Source organism: Moorella naiadis (nom. illeg.), from assembly GCF_051020825.1.
Lineage (GTDB): Bacteria > Bacillota > DSM-521 > Neomoorellales > Neomoorellaceae > Neomoorella > Neomoorella naiadis.
Genome location: NZ_JAXGFQ010000039.1, coordinates 1 through 19,950, shown reverse-complemented (window position 1 = coordinate 19,950; position 19,950 = coordinate 1). Strand labels below are relative to the sequence as shown.

Here is a 19,950-nt window from a genome sequence, read left to right as displayed (position 1 = left end):
GTTATTGTTGGTCGGGTAGAGCAAGACGCGGTACTTGTAACGATCAGCGCGGTAGGCGTTAATGGAAAGTTCTACCGGCCGGTCACCGGCAAAGGCCAGGCGTTCCATGATGAGCACCGGAAACCCGACCTTGACTTCCAACAGCTGGGCCTCCTTCTTGCGGGCCACGCCGGCAGCGATGGTCTGCTCGGCCCGGGTGAGGGTCAGGTGCAATTCCCTGGTGGCAATTTCATATAAAGCCTCTTTACTCAAGTCGAATTCGGCCATGCGCTTTCCATATTCATAGGGCCAATAACTACGTAAATAGACCACCGGTTTGCCATTTAAACGTTGTAATCTTTCCACCAGAAACATTTTCTGGTCGCCAAAGATACTGAGGCCTGGCGTTTTTTCCAACTCTTTCGGGGTTATATCGACAGGACGGAGGTCAAGAACATCAGCACTGGGGGTGAAACCACAACGGCGCATCTCTTCGAAGAAACCAGTCAGCCGGCCCAGGGTTTCCTCGACATGCTCTTTCTTAACAAAAGTCCCTTTACCCGGCTTGCGTTCCAGCCAGCCTTCCTGGACCAGTTGGGCTACCGCCCGGCGCACCGTGGTGCTGCTGACGCCGTATTTAGCCATTAATTCTTTATCGGTAGGAAAGAGGTCACCCACGCTCCATTTGCCGTTTTTAATGATTTCGCGCAGGTCATTTGTGAGTTGGTAATGTAGAGGGAGAGGTTCGTTTTTATTGAAGGCCATGGGGTTTCCCCTGCCCGCCCTTTGTAATATTATATATTTACGTCTTTACACGTTAATTATATTCTGTTAGTTTTATTGCGTCAAGTACTTTTTTGAGCGGGATAGTGTCAAACAGGATTTTTTCGAAATAAGCTCCATCATCTAGTCTGCGACCTTGCCTTTATTACCACTACCTGTTTAGGGTAAACGGTATTTAAGCTACATGTATTAAGGCTTACAGTGTCCTGGTCAGTGGACTTTGTGACCCCTTTAATATGGGCATGTTATGGAGCATCTCCACTGCGAAACAATGTTGAACACCATGTTTTCGCCCGAGGGGCTGCGTGATACGGCCGTAAGGGTAGATTTAAGACCATGCGCGTGGGTCCATGAGTCAAGGATACCATCCTTTTATTTGGCCTGGGCTACTTTAAGTACCAGCTATTTAGCCGCATCACGCGGAATGGTGGTCACTTTGTCAGCCGCCTGAAGCAAACAGCCAATCCTACCATCGTCGCCGTACTCCAAAAATATCGAGGCCGGGCCATAGACTTGGCGGGAAAGAGCCTGCAAGATATCCTGCCGCACTTAAAACGAGAAGTGCTAGACGTACTCGTAGAAATCTCCTTCCAGCGTCGGCCTTATCAAGGAAATGTCACCCTGGCTAAAGAAACCTATCATTTAGTGGGGGTCCTGGATCACGATACCAACGAGTATCACTTGTATCTCACCAGCCTTTCGCCGGAGTAAATAAGCGCGCAAGATGTGGCGCTTTTGTAATATTTAAAGAACTAAAGCGCATCTATCAGCTAGACATAATCGATAGCGGCCATGATGATGTGGTGCAATCCCTGGTACTGGTAGCGATGCTGACCCTGGTAGTAAGCCACCGGGTACTAAACTTCATGCGAAGTTTAGTACCGAAAAAGGAAAACCGTTGGACTCCCATGCGCTGGGCAGAAACCTTCCGCGCATCCGGCCGCTTGCTCGAGCGAGTACTGAAAGTTGCCGGTATCGAAGACGACCCCCTGGAGCTTCTATACTTCTATCTGGTGAAAGGAGTAGATCCCAATGTTAACCGTAAACGCCTTTTGGACCCCTGGGTACAGATGAATAATTTCCAGGATAACAACTTGCATTAATTTGCAAAACTGGTTAACCGATCACCAATGGAACATTAGTAAATAAACACTGTGGCCAATTCTTCATCATCAAGGCGTCGCAGGTCCTGTGGAGATGGGGACGCATGACACTTTAACAGCTTTAATATTCTAGGTTTTATAGGCCTTAACCGAGCACTAATGAGAGGAATTATTGCGGTGGCCAGCAAGTTATTATTTCTACTGGCCTATCACTTAAATTCTCTATACGATAGGGAAATCGAGCGGGAATAAAAAAGTAATTACCTTGATGAATCGCAGTTGTTGATCCTTCAGTCACCAGATTTCCTCTTCCCTTGATAATTATCATTAAATGAAAGGTTTTATGGTCCTCTACTTCCCAATAAGAAGTCACTTGTAGCGATTGGAGCGTAAAACAGGGTGTGTCGGTATAATTAATTAACCATTGCTCCCGGCCCTGACCCGGTTGTTCCTTAATAAGGCATGGTTTTAACTTATATTTTCGCAGCGTCTCATCAGCAGTCAGAGGTTCAAAGCGATAACACTCCAGGGATTGTTCTAATGTTAGGCCCTGATAGGCAACTTCGTCGTTCATTACAATGTTATTAACATTTTTTTCGGCGCGAATAGTAATGTCCGTAGGCTCCTGGAGTTCCAAGATTAAATTACCCGGGCCAATGGCATGAGGTACTCCAGCATCTATTAGATAAACATCGCCTGCCTGTACCGGCAGGCGATGCAGGCATTGTTCCAGGGCCAGTGAACTATTCTCCCGTACCGCTGTGGTAAATTGTTGCCAGGATGTTCCTTCGCGAAAGCCAAATAGGATATATGGTGGCATATTATTAATCTCCCTGGTCGCCAAGACCAGCCACGCCTCTGTCTTACCAAAAGGCGAGTTAAAATACATTTGCGCCAAACTTTTATCAGGATGAACTTGTATCGGAAGCCGCATGGCTGTATCCAATAGTTTAATTAGGACGCCAGGATTGGTACCATATTTATGGTAATGTTCTTCACCTAATAGGACCGCTGGTGCCTGTTCCAAAAGGGTCTTTAAGCTGTACCTTTCTCCACCTGGCATTGTAACATAGCTTAATCCCTCTGTACCGGTCTGGTTATGGCCAAGGTTACGAGCCAGGACTGTGGAACCAATCCAATCTTCAGGAAAATGCCCATCAGTTGGATGCGATTTCCCTAAAAATTGATCAAGCAGCCATCCGCCGGTATATATCCGCCAGACCCGATTTTCTTCTAATCTTAAGGGTTGTCTCTTAAATATCACTTTTCATTATCAACTCCAGAATAGACGTTTAGTTGGGCAAGGGGCAACAAGCGAATCTGACCTGCCCCCTGCCCCTTAGAAACACGAGTACGAAGCTTCTCGTCAAACCCAGTCGTAAAATATTTTTGTTTCAACTACACGAAACAGCGAAGAACCTTTTTAACCAAATCACTTCTTTTGAAGAAGCGTATCTGCCTGGAGAGCAGCGGCATCCAGAGCTTCCTTAGGACTTTTCTTTTGATAAATAGACTCATGAATGGCGTTAGCTACAAGCATAGATATCTCGGCATACTGTTTGATTGTAGGAGGAACTTGCACTTCCTCGGCCATCATCGTTAGAAATGGCTGTACTAGTGGTTCATTTTGCGCGAATTTTTGAAAGGCTTGATTCTGCCGACTGGTTGGCAAACTCCCCATGCCTATATTCCACTTAGCAGCGTGTTCGGGTTCGGCCAGCCATTTTAGGAAAGTCCAGGCTTCCGCTTGATGGTGACTACCAGCCATTATGGTAACATACCACCCGCCCAAAGTTGTAGCTGCATTGATTTGACGAGGAAGCACCGCCGTACCAACAGCAAATGGGAACGAATGCGTATTCTTGATCCATAGAGGCATAGCGTATAACATTCCAACCTTACCAGTTGCAAAGGTTTGAATAGCAGAAGTCTCATTTTGTTGTACCAGAGGAGCTACCTTGTATTTATGGAATAAATCAACCCAAAATTGGAGAGCATCTGCCCCTTCCTTAGAGTTAAAAGCCGCTTTCTGACCATCTGGAGTCAAGAATTGCCCTCCATTTTGCCAGAAAAAATTCAACCATATAGTTGTAAGGTAGAGATCAGCCTGGGTAGGCAAGAGCAAACCCCATTGTTCTTTGCTCTGATCTGTTAATTTTTGCGCATAGGTGACAAGTTCATTCCAGGTACGGGGTGGTTTATCCGGATCAAGCCCGGCGGCTTTGAACAAGTCTTTATTGTAGTAAAGGCCGATAATCCCCGCACTAACGGGAAGTGCCCAAATTTTACCTTCCTTTTCTACAACCTTGCGAGGTCCTGGATAATAATCTTCTATATTTAATTCCCCAGGTTTAGCCAGATCGTTTAAAGGAACTATCGATTTAGCTCCCTGTAAAGCTGCTAAGTCAGGTGGGCCAGCCGTATAAAGATCAGGCACTCCCCCACCAGCTATTGCTGCTGTGATCTTGGTAAGCCGTTCAGCAGTAGGTATAAAGGTAGTAGATATTTGGATAGTGGGATGCGTTTTATTAAATTCGTCTACCAGGTCTTTTACTACCTGACCCTGAGCCCCTGGTAGAGCATACCAAAATTCTAGCTGTACAGGACTTGCCTTTGAACTTGAAGTTTGCTGAGGAGATGTACTCGTTTTGGAACCACAACTTACCAGAAAAACAGCTGAAAGGGTAAAAAACACAATTGCTAGCAAAGTTTTTCTTCTAAGCATCGTTTTTGCCTCCCCTTTTTTAATTAAACATAATTACCTCTCTCAGGAGCGAAGCGCAATCCTCTGGGATAGAGAAAGCCCATGTTAGCCTTGTTTGGCGAGGGCCAGCAACCGAAGCTGACCCGTTCTCCTTTTTCCCTCCTGGGCCTATAACCCTTAATTTTTTTCTGGAGAACAAGTCCAAGTATTTTTACGACCAGGATGGGTAGAAGGATGTCCTTCGAAAAAATCCTTTAAGATGCTTCCCTGACTCTGGGACGGTTCCGGAATACCCATAATCTTCGCTAACGTAGGTGCTACATCTACCAACCGCGCCGCCCCAAGGTCTTCTATAGGTCTTATATATCCTTTTTTGATACCTGGACCGCTTATTATAAGGGTAGCATAATTAGACGAAATATCAGTTTCGGCTGTGGGGATTTGCGCTCCATGCATTGAACTTGATGAGTGTTCTTTAGATTCAGTTATGCTCGCCATTATATGATGTTCCAATTCATTATTATCCCACCCATAGCCACGAGTGAAACCAAATACTACATCGCCAGCCATTTGACCCCAACTTCCTAACAGAGCAGCATTTTCGCGGGTTAGAGCAAAAGCTATGGGGTGTTCTCCGGTTTCTTCATCGCGTAGCCCATTAAGGGCATCGATGATTTCTTGGCACACTTGATGATACTCGCGACTCCCAGGTTCGATTATCCCTTCAGGATCCCTGCCACGCAAATTAACATAAATATTAGGATTTCCATGGCCAAATACCCAGGCTCTATTTTTAGACCAATCTATTATTTCCTTTCCAGTTGCGTCTTGATATGTTACCATCAGGCCTCGCGCTTTAAATAGGTTGCGCAGTGAAACCAATTTACGAACCGGACAATTCCCATGGTCTGATACTATAACCGTTACCGCTTCTGAGCCAGCTCCTTCTGTCAAAGCTCCAATAAGATTATCAGCTATACGGTAAGCCCGTCGTAAGTATTCCCAGGCCACGGGCGCCTCTTCTTCAGAATAGAGGGGAGAGAAGGGATCAACTTTAGCTAACCACTGATGGCCAGCATGGTCCAAAAAGTGCCACTGGGTCATAAAAAGGTCCCATTCTTCTGTTTTCATTAGATAGCTACCCGCTTTCGCTATCCATTTAGCCTGGTACTCGGCCTCTTGAAAAAGGGTTTCTGCATCAATCCACCCCCACAAGAAGGGAACCTTGGGAATATGCTCAATAAAGGGACCGGCTACTTCAATTAACTGAGAGGCCATCGAACCTGGTTGACTAAAACCTCTTAAAGGATAGACTTGACTCCGGAACAGGCGAATCCGGCTGGCATCAGGAGTAAGCTCAACTAGTTTAAATCGAAGCGCTCCCTGCTTAGAACCCTCATCCAACTTGAAATGAACCTCCTGCCACGAACTCCATTCACCAACCCGCAGGGACGCTAAGGAGTCGCCCACATTCTTGCCTTCCGCGATTAATACCAGGTCATATCCATTGCCCTGTGAATTAAGTATTAGGGCATTTAACCTGATAACTTCTCCCTTTGACTTGGGACGAATTTCAATTACTGTTTCCAGGGGTTCTCCATGGTATGAAGGAAGATTGCTCCAACCTTCGCCTTTTTTTAAAATAATTGGTTCGTCAATTCTAGGAAGGGGGAAATTCGCATAACAAGCTGCCGGCGTAATTTCCAGGGGCGAAGAACCAAATGCCGGGTTACCACAACCGTCTATTTGGATAATATTCGTTGCCATAGTAGGTGGCCATGAGGTTGTATACTTAATTAAAATACTCCTTTTATTTGCTTTAGCCGCCGCTTCCCATAGATACTCGGCCCGGCAGGAAGTAGTACGGAAAGCCAAATCGCCACTTTGTTCATTCAACGGGCGCCCGGGTAAGTGTAATTTCATGGCATTAATGCCATGGGTACCTTGCCAGGCACCCGTGGCAATAGTTGTCCAGTTGGTAGGAGTGAGGGCTGGTAAAGCTGATAATGCTTTAGTAAAAGCCCCATCATGTAACAATTGGTTTGTGTTAGGCATAACTCCTTCCTGGCAAAACCTTTGTACCAGTTTCGGTATAGCCGCGTCGAGACCAATCAAAACTACTTTCTTTCCCATGTACATCTTTACTCCTTTCTAAAGCTCTTACTTCTTACTTAAAAGGTCATTAACTTCTTTAGCAGCATTATCAAGAGCTACTTTGGCAGGCTCCTTTCCGTAAATAGCAGCTTGGATAGCTTGAGCAACTACTAATGCAGCACGGTTATACTTGGGGTGTCGACTATTTACTTCAGAATATGGTTCCGACACCACAAAAGCATTCACCAGGGGATTTTTCTTAACATATTCCTGATACTGCGGTAGTTCCATGGTTTTTTTGCTGGTAGGAAGGCTACCCATACCTATATTCCATTTTACCGCGTTTTCCGGACTGGATAACCACTCTACAAAACTCCAGGCTGCTTCTTTTTGCTTGCTAGCATTGAAAATAACTAAGTCCCAACCGCCCAAGGTAGTAGCATACTTCTTTTCCTTGGGAAGCGGAGCTGTACTTACAGGGAAAGAATAAGCTTTCGCCGCTTCTATCCACTGCGGATAGTTAATCGCCATGGCATATTTACCTGTTTGAAACTGCTCCATCATTGGCTGATTCTCAATGGGAATAAGAGGTGCTGCTTTATATTTCTGCGTAAGATCTACCCACAACTGGAGAGCCTTAACTCCTGCTTCACTGTTAAAGGTTGCTAGGCTTTTTTCATCGTCTAAAAACTGACCCCCCGCCTGCCTAATAAAAGCAGACCAGATCTCGGTCGTCCAAAGTACTGGGTTTGTAGGGAGGAGGATACCCCACTGATTTTTTTCTGGTTTGGTGAGTTTGCTTGCATACTCCAAAAGCTCGTTCCAAGTCTGTGGCGGTTTATCGGGGTCAAGTCCAGCAGCTTTAAATAAATCTCGGTTAATATATAGACATACATCCCCAACACTTATAGGAACACCATATATTTTATTATTGTAAGTTACTGCGTGTAAGGGCCCGGGATAAAAATCTTCCTTTACAAACTGTCCCGGTTTTGCCAACTTATCTACTGGAGCCAAGGCCCCAGAACTAACTACCGAAGACATCTCCTGCGGTGATAAAGTAGCTACATCTGGTGGAGAACCCGCTGCTATAGCACTTAAGATTTTAGGGATGCGTTCTGCTGGGGGGATATATAATCCCTCTACATGGATATCCTTATGACTGGTATTGAAATCCGCTATTAGACTTTGAATAACCTTTTCATTCTGACCCCCTAAGGAGTGCCAGAATTTAATATTAGTAACATGTTCCTCTTTTGAAGTTGTATTTTGGGGAGTCCCCTTGCATCCAGTAACCGATAAGGCCAAAGCTAGAAAAATTGTTAATATCAACAACCATTTACGCATAATTTTTCCCCCTTATCCTTTTAAACCAGTAGTCACAATGCCTTTGACAAAAAATCGCTGAAAGGTAAGATATAAAATAAAAATAGGTAAAGTCGACAATACTGTAGCCGCCATAAGTAGAGGCCATTGAATGGTATATTCGCTTTTCATGGCAGCTAGTCCCAGCTGAATCGTTCGCATTTGAGTGGTTGTAGTCATTACTAAGGGCCAAAAAAATTCGTTCCAAAGAGCGGTAAATGAAAATATAGTTAGACTAGCTAAAGCAGGTCCAGCATTTGGGAGGATGATGCGGATCAAAGTTTGCAAGCGGCTACAGCCATCTATACGTGCAGCATCCTCCAGGTCTCTGGGTATGGTTAGAAAAAACTGTCGCATGAGAAATAACCCGAAAGGTGAGACTAAAAAGGGAACGATTAAGGCCCTGAAGGTATTTACCCAACCCAGCCACCGCATCAACATAAAACTTGGAATCATCGTAACTTGAGTGGGAATCATCATGGTACCTAATATAGCTAAAAAAATACCATTACGGCCTGGAAAATCAAGGCGACCTAAAGCATAACCTCCTAGAACTGAAGTAATTAGTACTCCCAAGGTACCTACACCTGCTACCAAGAAACTATTAAAGAAATAGCGTCCAAACGGGGCTGAATTCCACGTTTCAACATAATTTCTCCATAACCATTGCTGGGGAATTAATCTTAATGCCGCCGAAAAAACTTCCCCCTCGCTTTTAAAAGATGTCGATAGCATCCAGATAAAAGGAATAACCGTTATTAAGGCTCCCGCAAAAATGATAATCCAGATCATTAAAGTCCTTACCTTGCCTTGCAATATTTTTTAACCTCCTTCAGAACTGGATTTTTCGGTCCATTAAGCGAAACTGAATAAAGGTCGCAATAAAAATTACTATAAAGATAACAAACCCAACTGCACTAGCATAACCCATACGGAAATAGACAAAGGCCTGCTGATACAGATAATAAACAAGAACCAAAGTACTGTTAACCGGACCACCCGCAGTCATAACATAAATTTGCCCAAATACCTGAAAAGAATGGATAAGCGCCATTATAACGACTAGCATTGTACTAGGCATAAGAAGGGGCCAGGTGATATACCAGAAACATTGCCAAGGAGTAGCCCCATCAACCTTGGCTGCTTCATGATAACTTTCAGGTATACCTTGCAGACCGGCCAAATAAATCACCATGTAATAGCCAGTATTTTTCCATACGCTCATAATTATTACCGCTGGCATAGCCCAAGCAGGATCAGCCAACCAAGGAAGAGCAGGTAAATGGATTAAGCGGAGTAAGGAATTTAAAGTACCAAACTGGGGATCATAAATATATGTCCATACCGTAGCTGCAGCAATCACGGAAACAACTACAGGAGAATAATAAAGCCCCCGCAGAAAAGCAATGCCGCGAATTTTACGATTTAAAAGTACAGCAACGATTAACGACAATACCATAGTAAAAAAAACATTTCCCGCTGTAAAATAAATTGTATTCTTCAAGGCAACAAGAAAATCGGGTGTTCGTAGCAACTCTAAATAATTACCTAAGCCAACATAAGAATGTTCTGCTGATAGGATGTTCCAATCATGAAGACTTAAATAAAAAGCAAAACTTACCGGAAAGATGACAAACACAGCCATCCAGAGAAATACTGGTGAAAGGAAGGTATATCCTACCCTGATTTGTTCTCTGTCGTATAGTTTATTTCGTTGCCGGGATAATCCCTTAACGCCCATTTTCCACCTATCCCTTACGGTTTATTAGGCCAGACAGGCTAGTAGACTATCAATCCTCGCCCTAATAGTCTCTTCAGTTGGTGGTTCATCGAAAAAAATATAGTTAATGAAGAAGGCCGGGGGAAACTTGATCTTATTCCTAGTCGCCCCTCGGAAATCCTCTTTGACTTCATTTGCGAAACGATGGTTGTCCAGGTCTTGGGTGAACTTTTCAATATCCAGGCCAATCTCCCGGGCATACTCAACAAGGTTTTCCCGCTCCAACGCATTTTCGGCTTCAAACATCCGGGCGTGCATCTCCCAAAACTTCCCTTGTGCACCAGCAGCTTCAGCTGCTTCGGCCGCCAGCTCCGCCTGGGGATGCAAATGTCGAAGGGGGTAGTGCCTGAAAACAAACTGCACTTTTTCTTCGTACAGGGGCAACAGCTTCCTTATGACTTGGTAGAGTTGCCGACAATGCCCACATTGATAATCTCCATACTCAATTAAGATAACAGGTGCTTCTGGAGAACCCAGCCGCCAATCTTCCGGGGTCACAAGAGGGGGTTTCGGTGTATTAGCAAGTTTGATAATCGCCCGGAGCACCATCGCTGGGTTGGGTAGATCCTTGCCAGGCTCTGGACAATAAACTCGTCGTATCAAACCTTCTTGGTCGACTATGAATACGGCCGGCTGTATATTTTCATTGGAGACCACACCGAAACTGCGCGCTACATACCCACGCGGTTCAGAATCAGCTATGAAGGGAAAATTGATACCTTCCTTCTCTGCTAATTTCCTCAAGTCGCCTGGAGCTGCATCCGAAATGGCAATTACCATTGCGTTATGCTTCTCGAAGTCCTGTAACCGCTCCTGGAATCCGGTGAGTTGACCAGCTATTTCGTTATTCACTTCAGAACCGAAAAAAAGGATAGCTGTAACATGTTCCAACTGGCCACTTACGGACACCTCATACTCTTGGTTCACAGCTGGCAATGTGAACTGTGGTGCTTTAATCCCTGGCTGCAAGATTGATTTCATCGTCAGTTTCTAACCCTCCTGCCTGAAAGCCATGTTGGGGTGAAAGCTCGGTAGAGAGCCGAGCCTGTGACCCCAGAAAGTTCCCGTACTCATTATAACTTGCGTCTACCGGCAAGATGCTCCTCTGGTGTGCCCATTTCTTCGAGCCAATGAACATATCGTTCGTGTATCTCTGTAGCTAATTGTTCATTACTAGTGATCAGGTCCCGCTCTTCCTCCGGATCGTCAGGTAGATAGAACAGTGCTGGTTCTTTCGGCGCGCGTTTGGGCCGGGGTTCGATAAGCTTATTGTTGACTATTACCGCATCGTGCAATTCTTCCGTATAATTACCCGCATAGTGTAAACACCAGCCATCCTCCGTCACCACCGCGCACTTAGCCACAACGGGTGTATGGTGGATCAGCGAGTTGGAGCATACGGCGATGTCACGTAGTTTCTTCGTTTCGCCACGCATAAGCGGCATCAAAGATTTCCCGTGGATAGCTTCCGGATTAAATTTCCAATTCTCTGCGTAGAAAACACCGCACTGTAAAGCTTGAATCATTGCTTGACCCCCGACAGACTCAGTTGCTACCAAGCCAGCCAGTTCCAGGATTGTGGGCATCAAATCAGGCGACTGCACAAGACCACCTATATGCTGGCCATTATTCTGGCCGGGCAAACGAATTATTAAAGGTATTCGTCGAAGATCGTTATACATCCTAACCGTTTCATAGTAACCTTCTCCTACGGTGACAAGCGACTTGCCAACCACCCCGTGTTCTCCAAAAAGGAAGCCGTGGTCGCTAGTGAAAATCACTACCGTGTCTTCTCTCAGGCCTAACTCGTCCATCTTATCTAGCAGAACGCCAATCCAACGGTCAACCAGAGTAGCTTCTGCCATATACAGCGCCTGCATGTGATTTAGTTCATCTTTAGTAAGAAAGTTCCACCAGAACTCATAGTGTGGATAGATGACTTCTTGACCAAGATAACCCGGGTCGTACATATCAACGTATTCTTTAGGCGCATCCCATGGTTCATGTGGGTCGAAGAGATCAATATACAGGAAGAACTTATCTACGTCTTGGCTTTCTTCCAGCCACTGGCACGCCGATTTGATCGACCGCGCTACAAAGCGGTCCTCTTCAGACTTCCACCAGCCCGTGTTACGCAGGATGTTAGGCATAAGGAAATTGGGACTGCGTAACTTGCTGGGGTCAGCAGGCAATTTGACATTTCGTGGAACAGTCTTCCACCGATCAGTTTCCTGCCCCCGGATCCACTCCCAGCCATCAAAACCTCGTTCGTAGTTAAAGCCTTTCTCGATTAAATGCGGATTATCAACAATCATTTGCGTCACTATGCCCGAGGCACTAAGAATTTGTTGCAGGGTCACCGTATCTTTAGGTAAAGGACACCACTCATGGTCAATGAAGCTAAAACGCCCACTCATGATGTCTAGGCGGTTGGGTATGGTGGGGTAAGAGCCTAAATAAGCATTGTCGAAGACGTACGCCTCGCTGGTAAACCGATCAAGATGCGGGGTCTTGACCCGAGTTGGCCCATAACAGGAAAGATTATCGCGACGAAAAGTATCAGAAATAATAAGGATTACATTCATGTTTTTCCACCTCAACATGCTAAATAGACAAGGTCGTGTGTAAAGCCGAAAGCCGGATATCTTTAAGCAATACTAAAACCCAATCGCCTTAATGAACTTTCTTTCTCTGCCACCTCCACTTCACATGATATAGATTGAGCTTCGCCATCTCGCCATTTAATATAGCCCGGCTTTCAGGGTGAATTGGTGATATTTCTCAGGTTTTCTGCTTTTTCGCGTTCCGCTTTGGTAATGGCTTCGGTTATGTTGTCTTTATGGATATCCAGTCCTTGGTTGGCCCTTCCATTATGACTAATAAGGTTTAGACAATATTTCATTAACCTTAATTGCAGCATTATCAAGAGCCTGTTTAGGTGTAGCTTCTCTATATAAAGCTTTTTGGATTTCCTCTGCCACTACCATTTCCAACTGAGTTAGGTTCGGTACTTGCGGGTAGGGTTGCGTATAAGGTATTGTAGCTATAAAAGGTTTAAGGAGAGGTTCTTTTTTAAGAAACTCCTGATAAGAAGGAAATTCATAGGTTGCTTTTCGTACTGGCAAACTCCCCATACCCACATTTAACTTAACCGCATTTTCTGGCCGGCTAAGCCAATTTATAAAAGTCCAAGCCGCTTGTCTATCCTTGCTTTTTTGAGATATTGTTAATGCGTATCCTCCTAATGTTGAAGTTTGTATGATATTCTTGGGCATCATAGCAGTTTTAGTCTCAAAGGGTAATTTGCGTACTGTTTGAACAAATTGGGGATAAATGGGTAACATACCAACTTTGCCTGTTTGATACATAGAAACCATTGTTACATTATCCAACTGAATAAGAGGAGCTACTTTATATTTTTGGAATAGATCAACCCAAAACTGGAGGGCTTCTACCCCTTCCTGTGAATTAAAAGCTGCTTCCTTGTTATCTTGGCTAAGGAATTTCCCTCCACTCGCCCAAAGAAAGTTATCCCACCACTCAGTCGTAAGCGGTGCTACTTTGGTAGGTAATAATATGCCCCATTGATTCTCTGAAGGGTTAGTCAGCTTACGTGCATAATCTATTAGTTCATTCCAGGTAGTCGGTGGTTTTTCTGGATCAAGACCTGCCTTTTTAAATAGTTCAGCATTATAATAAAGAACCATATTTCCCATGGCGATAGGCAATGCATAAAGATGATTATCGACTATACATGCCTGTCGGGGTGCATCATAATAGTCCTTGGGTACTTCACCTAACGAGTCAATCGCTACAATAGCATTTTTAGCAGCAAGCACAGGCACCTCAGATGGGGCATTTAAGGTTACATCTGGTGGCTCCCCTCCCGCTAAAGCAGTTAAAAGTTTTTCCATCCGTTGAGCTTCAGGTATAGCCATGGCAGTAATTTTAATATTCGGATGTTCTTTTTGAAACTGGTTTATGAGGTCATTCATTATTTGCAACCAATTGCCAGCTTGGGGATACCAGAAGGTAATATTTACCGCCTTAATATCTGCTGTATTAGATTTATTGGACTCAGAGTTTGGCTGCTTAGCACATCCTTCCAATAGTACCATTGTAAGCACTAAAATAAGAAATATGGCTCCAATTTTCCTGCATACGAATAATAGTTTATTTACTCTTAAAGCCAATTTAATTTTCTCCCTCCTAACCTCCGCTGATTGGCCACCAACAGTCACCTCTAACCTGCAGCTACAATGGGGTGAAAGCTCGGCAGAGAGCCGAGCCTGCGACCCCAGAAAGTTCCCGCGCTCATTATAGCTTGCGTCTACCGGCAAGATGCTCCTCTGGTGTACCCACTTCTTCGAGCCAATGAACATATCGTTCGTGTATCTCTCTAGCTAATTGTTCATTATTAGCGATAAGGTCCTGCTCCTCCTCCGGATCATCAGGTAGATAAAATAGTGCTGGCTCTTTCGGCGTGAGTTTGGGCTTAGGTTCGATTACTTGTTTGTTGACAATTACCGCTTCATGCAATTCTTCCGTGTAGTTACCGGCATAGTGTAAACACCAGCCATCCTCCGTCACCACCGCACACTTAGCCACAACAGGCGTATGATGGATCAACGAGTTGGAGCAGACAGCGATGTCGCGTAGTCGCTTCGTTTCGCCACGTAGAAGCGGCATCAAGGACTTCCCATGGATAGTTTCCGGATTAAATTTCCAATTCTCTGCGTAGAAAACACCGCACTGTAAAGCTTGAATCATTGCTTGACCCCCGACAGACTCAGTTGCTACTAAGCCAGCCAGTTCCAAAATTGTGGGCATCAAATCAGGTGACTGCACAAGAGCACCAATATGCTGACCTTGTGTTTGGCCGGGTAGACGAATTATCAAAGGGTTCCTACGGATATCGTCATACATTCTAAGCGCTTCATAATAACCCTTTTCTGGTCTGAGCGCCTTGCCAACCACCCCGTGTTCTCCAAAGAGGAAGCCGTGGTCGCTTGTGAAAATCACTGCCGTATCTTCTCTCAGGCCCAATTCGTCTATCTTATTCAGCAAAATGCCAATCCAACGGTCAACTAGAGTAACTTCTGCCATGTACATCGCACGTACATGGTTCATTTCGTCTTCGGTGAGAAAATTTCTCCAGAAATCATAGTATGGATAGATGATTTCCTGGCCAAGATAACCTGGGTCATACATATCAACATATTCTTTGGGCGCATCCCATGGTTCGTGTGGGTCGAAGAGATCAATATACAGAAAGAACTTATCTACGTCTTGGCTTTCTTCCAGCCACTGGCACGCCGATTTGATCGACCGCGCTACAAAGCGGTCCTCTTCAGACTTCCACCAGGACGTATTGCGCAAGTAGTTTGGTAAGACAAAATATGGATTGCGCAATTTACTGGGGTCAGCAGGCAATTTGATATTTCGAGGTACAGACTTCCACCGATCAGACTCTTGCCCTCGGATCCATTCCCATCCATCAAAACCTCGCTCGTAGTTGAACCCGTTCTCGATTAAATGCGGATTGTCGACAATCATTTGCGTCACGATGCCTGAGGCACTAAGAATTTGCTGGAGGGTCACTGTATCGGTAGGCAAAGGGCACCAAGCGTGGTCAATAAAGCTGAAGCGTCCACTCATGATGTCTAGACGATTGGGTATGGTGGGGAAAGAACCTAAATAAGCATTGTCGAAGATGTACGCCTCGCTGGCAAACCGATCAAGATGCGGGGTCTTGACGCGAGTTGGCCCATAACAGGAAAGATTATCGCGACGAAAAGTATCAGAAATAATAAGGATTACATTCATGTTTTTCCACCTCAATGAGTTCTAATTTTAGAATAATGAAGATCATGTGCACAGCTGATATAATAATTTTTTCCCGGACATGTGTGGCTTCCTTAATTGACTTCTTTAAACAGCAATACTAAATGTTTTTAGATAGGAGCCACTTTGAACATCAAACAGGTGAATATTACCTTGATTGGCTTTAACTTTAATAACTGTGCCCATTTCAGGCGTTCTCTCAAAACCGCTGGTCTTAATAACCACCTCCTCTCTACTTTGGGTACGGGTATGAATAATGGTTTCCGAGCCTATATTCTCTACCACCTCCACTTCCAAGGATATAGATTGAGTCCCTTTATTCTCACCATCCACTATGGCCAGGCTTTCGGGACGAATACCTAATATAACTTCTTTATTCGCCGGTACTTCCATCTTTGTTGCCGGTAGGTTCAGGGTAAAACCTTGCGCCTTAAATTGTATTTCCCCATTCTCTTGTTCAATAACACCCTTCAGGAAGTTCATTGGCGGTGAACCGATAAATCCGGCTACGAAGATATTACCCGGGTTGTTATAAATCTCTTTAGGAGATCCTACTTGCTGGATAAGCCCATCTTTCAAAACAACAATCCGTGTCCCCATAGTCATCGCTTCTGTCTGATCGTGGGTGACATAGATTATTGTCGTTTCTAAGCGCTTATGCAATTTGACCAGCTCGGCCCGCATTTGCACCCTGAGCTTGGCATCCAGGTTGCTTAAAGGCTCATCCATCAAGAACACCTGCGGATGGCGGACGATGGCTCGGCCCAGGGCCACCCGTTGCCTCTGGCCGCCGGAAAGCTGCTTGGGATACCTATCCAATAGGTGAGTTATACCTAAAATTTCCGCTGCCTCTTTGACGCGGGCTTCAATTTCTTGCCTGGGCACTTTCCGCAGGCGTAACCCGAAGGCCATGTTGTCAAAAACCTTCATATGGGGATAAAGGGCATAGTTCTGAAAAACCATGGCAATATTACGGTCTTTTGGCTCCAGATTGGTTACCTTCTGCTCGCCGATGTAAATCTCGCCTTCCGTAGGCTTCTCTAGACCAGCAATCATCCGTAGGGTAGTACTCTTACCGCAGCCGGAAGGACCGACAAGAACTAAAAACTCACCATCTTTAATCTCCAGGTAGGTTTTGGCCACCGCCGTTGTATTGCCAAAAACCTTCGTTACTCCTTCCAATTTAACGCCTTTATCTCCTGCCAAGGCAAGTTCCCCTCTCCTGCCGTTTTCATTTTTCGCTAGCAGATCAACAACTGCCATTGGTACTCCACAGCAAAAGCACATGCTTAATTAGGTGAATTATGGGTAGCTCTTATGTCTTCCCGCTATAATACCGTCATTATTTCCCCCACCAGCGGTGTTATCCATTCGACAAATTCTTGCGTCAGGGCCGCGCTACCGTATCCAGGGGCATGATCGGTTACTTCCAGGTCATTATCGATGGTCTTAGGTACACCCACTACTTCCAGGGGCATGTTCTTTTGTTGGCACATGTTTTGTAACCGCAAGCAGGTATCCATTGTGCCGTTGCCCCCTATAAAGAGAAAATAATAGCAATCGTTGTCTTTAAAAAATCTGATAACCTTATGTATATCCTCATCTGTTAAAGGATAGCGGCTTCCTCCCAGAATGGCCGCCGGCGTATACCGTAACTTTTCCAGTTCTTCATGGTTTAAATGACTGAGGTCGATAACTTCTCCCCTCAAGGCACCTTCCAGACCGTGGACCAGCCCGTAAACCCGTTCGACCTGGATTTGTTGCCTGGCTATTGTGATAATACCCGCCAGGGTACTGTTAATTACCGAAGTTGGACCCCTGATTGAGCTACATATAACGTCTTGGGCTTCATTTTAAGCTATCACTCACTTCATGGTTTATCCATTTTATCCCTATTTAACTCCCATCTATTTTTATATATACTCTATAGATTGTGGTAATAAAATTCCTTCGTAGTTATTGCTGGTTGGGTATAAATAGACACGATACTTATAACGATCAGCACGGTAGGCGTTGATAGAGAGTTCTATCGGTCGGTCACCGACGTAGGCCAGGCGTTCCATGATGAGCATTGGAAACCCGACCTTTACGCCCAACAATTCCGCCTCTTTTTTATGGGCTAAGCCGGCGGCAATAGTCTGTTCGGCCCGGGTCAGGTTAAGGTTTAATTCCCTGGTAGCAATCTCGTACAAAGCTTCTTTACTTAAGTCGAATTCGGCCATGCGCTTTCCATATTCATAGGGCCAATAACTACGTAAATAGACCACCGGTTTGCCGTTTAATCGTTGCAGCCTTTCCACTAGGAACATCTTTTGCTCGCCAAAAACACTAAGACCCGGTGTTCTTTCTAATTCTTTAGGGGTAATATCTATAGGGCGTAGGTCAAGGACATCAGCACTGGGGGTGAAACCGTGGCGACGCATCTCCTCGAAGAACCCGGTCAGCCGGCCCAGGGTTTCCTCGACGTGCTCTTTCTTAACAAAAGTCCCTTTACCCGGCTTGCGTTCCAGCCAGCCTTCCTGGACCAGCTGGGCTACCGCCCGGCGCACCGTGGTGCTGCTGACGCCGTATTTAGCCATTAATTCTTTATCGGTAGGAAAGAGGTCACCCACGCTCCATTTGCCGTTTTTAATGGTTTCGCGCAGATCATTGGTAAGCTGATAATGTAAAGGGAGAGGCTCGTTTTTATCGAAGGCCATGGAGTTTCCCCTTCCCGATCTTTGCAATATTGTTTATTTGCGTCTTTACACGTTAATTATATTCTGTTAGTATTATTGCGTCAAGTACTTTTTTAAGCGGAGGTTAAAAACATGTTAACGTCATCTACCGAATTACTGTCGCGGGCGCAAAAGGAAGGTTATGCCGCCGGCGCCTTCAACTTTCACAACCTGGAGGTCCTGCAGGCCATCATCGAAACCGCGGAAACGGAAAAAGCTCCGGTAATCCTGCAAATCACGCCTACCTATTTAGAAAAAATCGGCGCTACAGCGGCAGCCGCCATGGCCCGGGAAGCCGGTGCCGCGGCCCGGGTGCCGGTTGCCCTGCACCTGGACCACAGTAACAGCTTGCAATGGGTCATCTGGGCCCTGGCCCACGGTTTTACCTCGGTAATGATTGACGCCTCCAAACTGCCCCTGGCGGAAAATATCGCCCTCTCGCGGCAGGTGGCGGCAGCGGCCCACGCCGTGGGCGCATCCGCCGAGGCTGAGCTGGGCCACATCGGCGGCGTTGAAGATTCCGTTGACCGCGGCCATGCTGCCGCCGGCCTGGCCGACCCGGCCGAGGCGGCCCGGCTGGTCGCAGAAAGCGGCATCGACGCCTTGGCCCCGGCCCTGGGCACCGCCCATGGCATATATACATCCGAGCCGAAGATTGACTTCGAACGCTTGGATAAAATCCGGAAGCTAACGCCGGTCCCCCTGGTCCTCCACGGCGGCTCGGGTATACCTGATAATATGATCCGCGCAGCCATAGCCAGGGGCATCGCCAAAGTTAACATCGGTACGGAACTGAAGGTAGCCTGGGCGGCAGCTATGCAGGCGGCCCTGGCGGGAGGGGAAAAGGAGCCTTGGAAAGCGGCGATCAAGGCCCGGGAAGCCGTACGGGAAGTGGTGAAGCATAAGATACGTCTCTGCGGGTGCTCCGGGAAAGGTTAATAAATAATAGAATTAATAGGACCTCTTCAAGCAAGATGGGACCGGGCTTTTGACAGGAGCATGGGGTGGTATGCTACCCCTGGCTTACAAATAAAAATAAACCGCGGGTCTATTCGTACCTGCGGTTTACATACAGTGCTGACACATGATTTTATTTCAAAACTGGGTTCAGGTACACAAATCAGGTGAACGAGCAGTAAAAGCAAAAATCCAGGACGGAAAAAGCCCTCTCTAAACCTTGATAGGGTTCCGAATGGAGAAATGTGGGGTAAAAAGAGTGCAGCAAAGTAAGCCACCCTTTGTGGTAGCTTGAAAGCAGGGTATTGAGTTGCAGCTGGCGTAAGTATTAAAGGGCCATTCGTACTCTGGGAGCCTTGGTGCAGAGAGCCAACAATTGGTCGCGATTAATCCAGCGGTGCATCCAAGTTTCCCGGAGGAACTTGATGGTTCCCCGCAGGCCCAATTCCCGTACTTTCCCCACCAGGGCTTCCGTATGTAAGGTCAAGATATTCAACAGATGCCCCAGGTGCATTATTAAATGCCAATTTTTCATCGCTGTCCAGTCCAGGGAGAAAGCATGCTCGTACTGATAGCCCTGATGCTTTTCCGTCAGGATATTTTCTTCAATGTCCCAGCGGTGGC

At 45.8% G+C, this 19,950-nt stretch carries 17 protein-coding genes and 1 pseudogene; 3 read left to right on the top strand and 15 right to left on the bottom strand.

Features of this window, described 5'->3' with window-relative positions; genetic code table 11:
• Nucleotides 1-744, bottom strand: a 744-nt coding sequence (locus SDD30_RS16035) for a GntR family transcriptional regulator (protein ID WP_434075942.1), incomplete at its 3' end; no start/stop codon positions are given.
• 531 nt (nucleotides 745-1,275) lie between these two features.
• Here SDD30_RS16035 and SDD30_RS16030 point away from each other — a divergent pair.
• Entirely contained in the window at nucleotides 1,276-1,473 is a 198-nt protein-coding gene (locus SDD30_RS16030; RefSeq protein WP_434075941.1) for a hypothetical protein, read from the top strand.
• A gap of 89 nt (nucleotides 1,474-1,562) precedes the next feature.
• On the top strand, nucleotides 1,563-1,865 hold the full coding sequence (locus tag SDD30_RS16025; protein ID WP_434075940.1) for a hypothetical protein: 303 nt from the start codon (nucleotides 1,563-1,565) through the stop codon (nucleotides 1,863-1,865).
• A 169-nt stretch (nucleotides 1,866-2,034) separates the two neighbouring features.
• On the opposite strand, the gene SDD30_RS16020 is transcribed toward SDD30_RS16025, so the two are convergent.
• From SDD30_RS16020 to SDD30_RS15960, 13 genes are all read right to left on the bottom strand, one after another.
• Nucleotides 2,035-3,129: a class I mannose-6-phosphate isomerase gene (locus SDD30_RS16020; RefSeq protein WP_434075939.1), complete on the bottom strand. Its 1,095-nt coding sequence runs from the start codon at nucleotides 3,127-3,129 to the stop codon at nucleotides 2,035-2,037.
• 168 nt (nucleotides 3,130-3,297) lie between these two features.
• Entirely contained in the window at nucleotides 3,298-4,590 is a 1,293-nt protein-coding gene (locus SDD30_RS16015) for an ABC transporter substrate-binding protein (RefSeq protein ID WP_434075938.1), read from the bottom strand.
• Nucleotides 4,591-4,746: 156 nt separating this feature from the next.
• Nucleotides 4,747-6,708, bottom strand: coding sequence for an alkaline phosphatase family protein (locus SDD30_RS16010; RefSeq protein WP_434075937.1), 1,962 nt, complete (start codon nucleotides 6,706-6,708; stop codon nucleotides 4,747-4,749).
• Between the two features lie 21 nt (nucleotides 6,709-6,729).
• On the bottom strand, nucleotides 6,730-8,010 hold the full coding sequence (locus SDD30_RS16005; protein WP_434075936.1) for an ABC transporter substrate-binding protein: 1,281 nt from the start codon (nucleotides 8,008-8,010) through the stop codon (nucleotides 6,730-6,732).
• Between the two features lie 12 nt (nucleotides 8,011-8,022).
• Nucleotides 8,023-8,844 carry a carbohydrate ABC transporter permease gene (locus SDD30_RS16000; protein ID WP_434075935.1) on the bottom strand — a complete coding sequence of 274 codons (822 nt, stop codon included), beginning with the start codon at nucleotides 8,842-8,844 and terminating at the stop codon, nucleotides 8,023-8,025.
• Nucleotides 8,845-8,860: 16 nt separating this feature from the next.
• Nucleotides 8,861-9,769 (bottom strand): carbohydrate ABC transporter permease, encoded by a 909-nt coding sequence (locus tag SDD30_RS15995; protein WP_434075934.1) that lies wholly within the window; start codon nucleotides 9,767-9,769, stop codon nucleotides 8,861-8,863.
• 24 nt (nucleotides 9,770-9,793) lie between these two features.
• Nucleotides 9,794-10,789 carry a DsbA family protein gene (locus SDD30_RS15990; protein ID WP_434075933.1) on the bottom strand — a complete coding sequence of 332 codons (996 nt, stop codon included), beginning with the start codon at nucleotides 10,787-10,789 and terminating at the stop codon, nucleotides 9,794-9,796.
• A gap of 92 nt (nucleotides 10,790-10,881) precedes the next feature.
• On the bottom strand, nucleotides 10,882-12,393 hold the full coding sequence (locus tag SDD30_RS15985) for a sulfatase (protein WP_434075932.1): 1,512 nt from the start codon (nucleotides 12,391-12,393) through the stop codon (nucleotides 10,882-10,884).
• A 291-nt stretch (nucleotides 12,394-12,684) separates the two neighbouring features.
• On the bottom strand, nucleotides 12,685-14,001 hold the full coding sequence (locus SDD30_RS15980) for an ABC transporter substrate-binding protein (protein WP_434075931.1): 1,317 nt from the start codon (nucleotides 13,999-14,001) through the stop codon (nucleotides 12,685-12,687).
• Between the two features lie 124 nt (nucleotides 14,002-14,125).
• Nucleotides 14,126-15,634, bottom strand: coding sequence for a sulfatase (locus SDD30_RS15975; protein ID WP_434075930.1), 1,509 nt, complete (start codon nucleotides 15,632-15,634; stop codon nucleotides 14,126-14,128).
• A 105-nt stretch (nucleotides 15,635-15,739) separates the two neighbouring features.
• Nucleotides 15,740-16,858 (bottom strand): ABC transporter ATP-binding protein, encoded by a 1,119-nt coding sequence (locus tag SDD30_RS15970; protein WP_434075929.1) that lies wholly within the window; start codon nucleotides 16,856-16,858, stop codon nucleotides 15,740-15,742.
• 122 nt (nucleotides 16,859-16,980) lie between these two features.
• A complete protein-coding gene (locus SDD30_RS15965; protein ID WP_434075943.1) occupies nucleotides 16,981-17,475 on the bottom strand; it encodes a 6-phosphofructokinase in 495 nt (164 codons plus the stop codon).
• A gap of 90 nt (nucleotides 17,476-17,565) precedes the next feature.
• A complete protein-coding gene (locus SDD30_RS15960; RefSeq protein ID WP_434075928.1) occupies nucleotides 17,566-18,351 on the bottom strand; it encodes a GntR family transcriptional regulator in 786 nt (261 codons plus the stop codon).
• Nucleotides 18,352-18,462: 111 nt separating this feature from the next.
• Between SDD30_RS15960 and SDD30_RS15955 the strand changes: the two genes are divergently transcribed.
• Nucleotides 18,463-19,308, top strand: a complete 846-nt coding sequence (locus SDD30_RS15955) for a class II fructose-bisphosphate aldolase (RefSeq protein WP_434075927.1) — start codon at nucleotides 18,463-18,465, stop codon at nucleotides 19,306-19,308.
• Between the two features lie 346 nt (nucleotides 19,309-19,654).
• On the opposite strand, the pseudogene SDD30_RS15950 reads toward SDD30_RS15955, so the two are convergent.
• Nucleotides 19,655-19,950: pseudogene (locus SDD30_RS15950) on the bottom strand (transposase family protein); the annotation flags it as partial.

Excerpts from the sequence above, each read along its gene's own strand:
- SDD30_RS16015 (WP_434075938.1), bottom strand. The coding sequence starts at position 4,590 with ATGCTTAGAAGAAAAACTTTGCTAGCAATTGTGTTTTTTACCCTTTCA.
- SDD30_RS16010 (WP_434075937.1), bottom strand. The coding sequence starts at position 6,708 with ATGTACATGGGAAAGAAAGTAGTTTTGATTGGTCTCGACGCGGCTATA.
- SDD30_RS16005 (WP_434075936.1), bottom strand. The coding sequence starts at position 8,010 with ATGCGTAAATGGTTGTTGATATTAACAATTTTTCTAGCTTTGGCCTTA.
- SDD30_RS15995 (WP_434075934.1), bottom strand. The coding sequence starts at position 9,769 with ATGGGCGTTAAGGGATTATCCCGGCAACGAAATAAACTATACGACAGA.
- SDD30_RS15990 (WP_434075933.1), bottom strand. The coding sequence starts at position 10,789 with ATGAAATCAATCTTGCAGCCAGGGATTAAAGCACCACAGTTCACATTG.
- SDD30_RS15985 (WP_434075932.1), bottom strand. The coding sequence starts at position 12,393 with ATGAATGTAATCCTTATTATTTCTGATACTTTTCGTCGCGATAATCTT.
- SDD30_RS15975 (WP_434075930.1), bottom strand. The coding sequence starts at position 15,634 with ATGAATGTAATCCTTATTATTTCTGATACTTTTCGTCGCGATAATCTT.
- SDD30_RS15960 (WP_434075928.1), bottom strand. The coding sequence starts at position 18,351 with ATGGCCTTCGATAAAAACGAGCCTCTCCCTTTACATTATCAGCTTACC.
- SDD30_RS15955 (WP_434075927.1), top strand. The coding sequence starts at position 18,463 with ATGTTAACGTCATCTACCGAATTACTGTCGCGGGCGCAAAAGGAAGGT.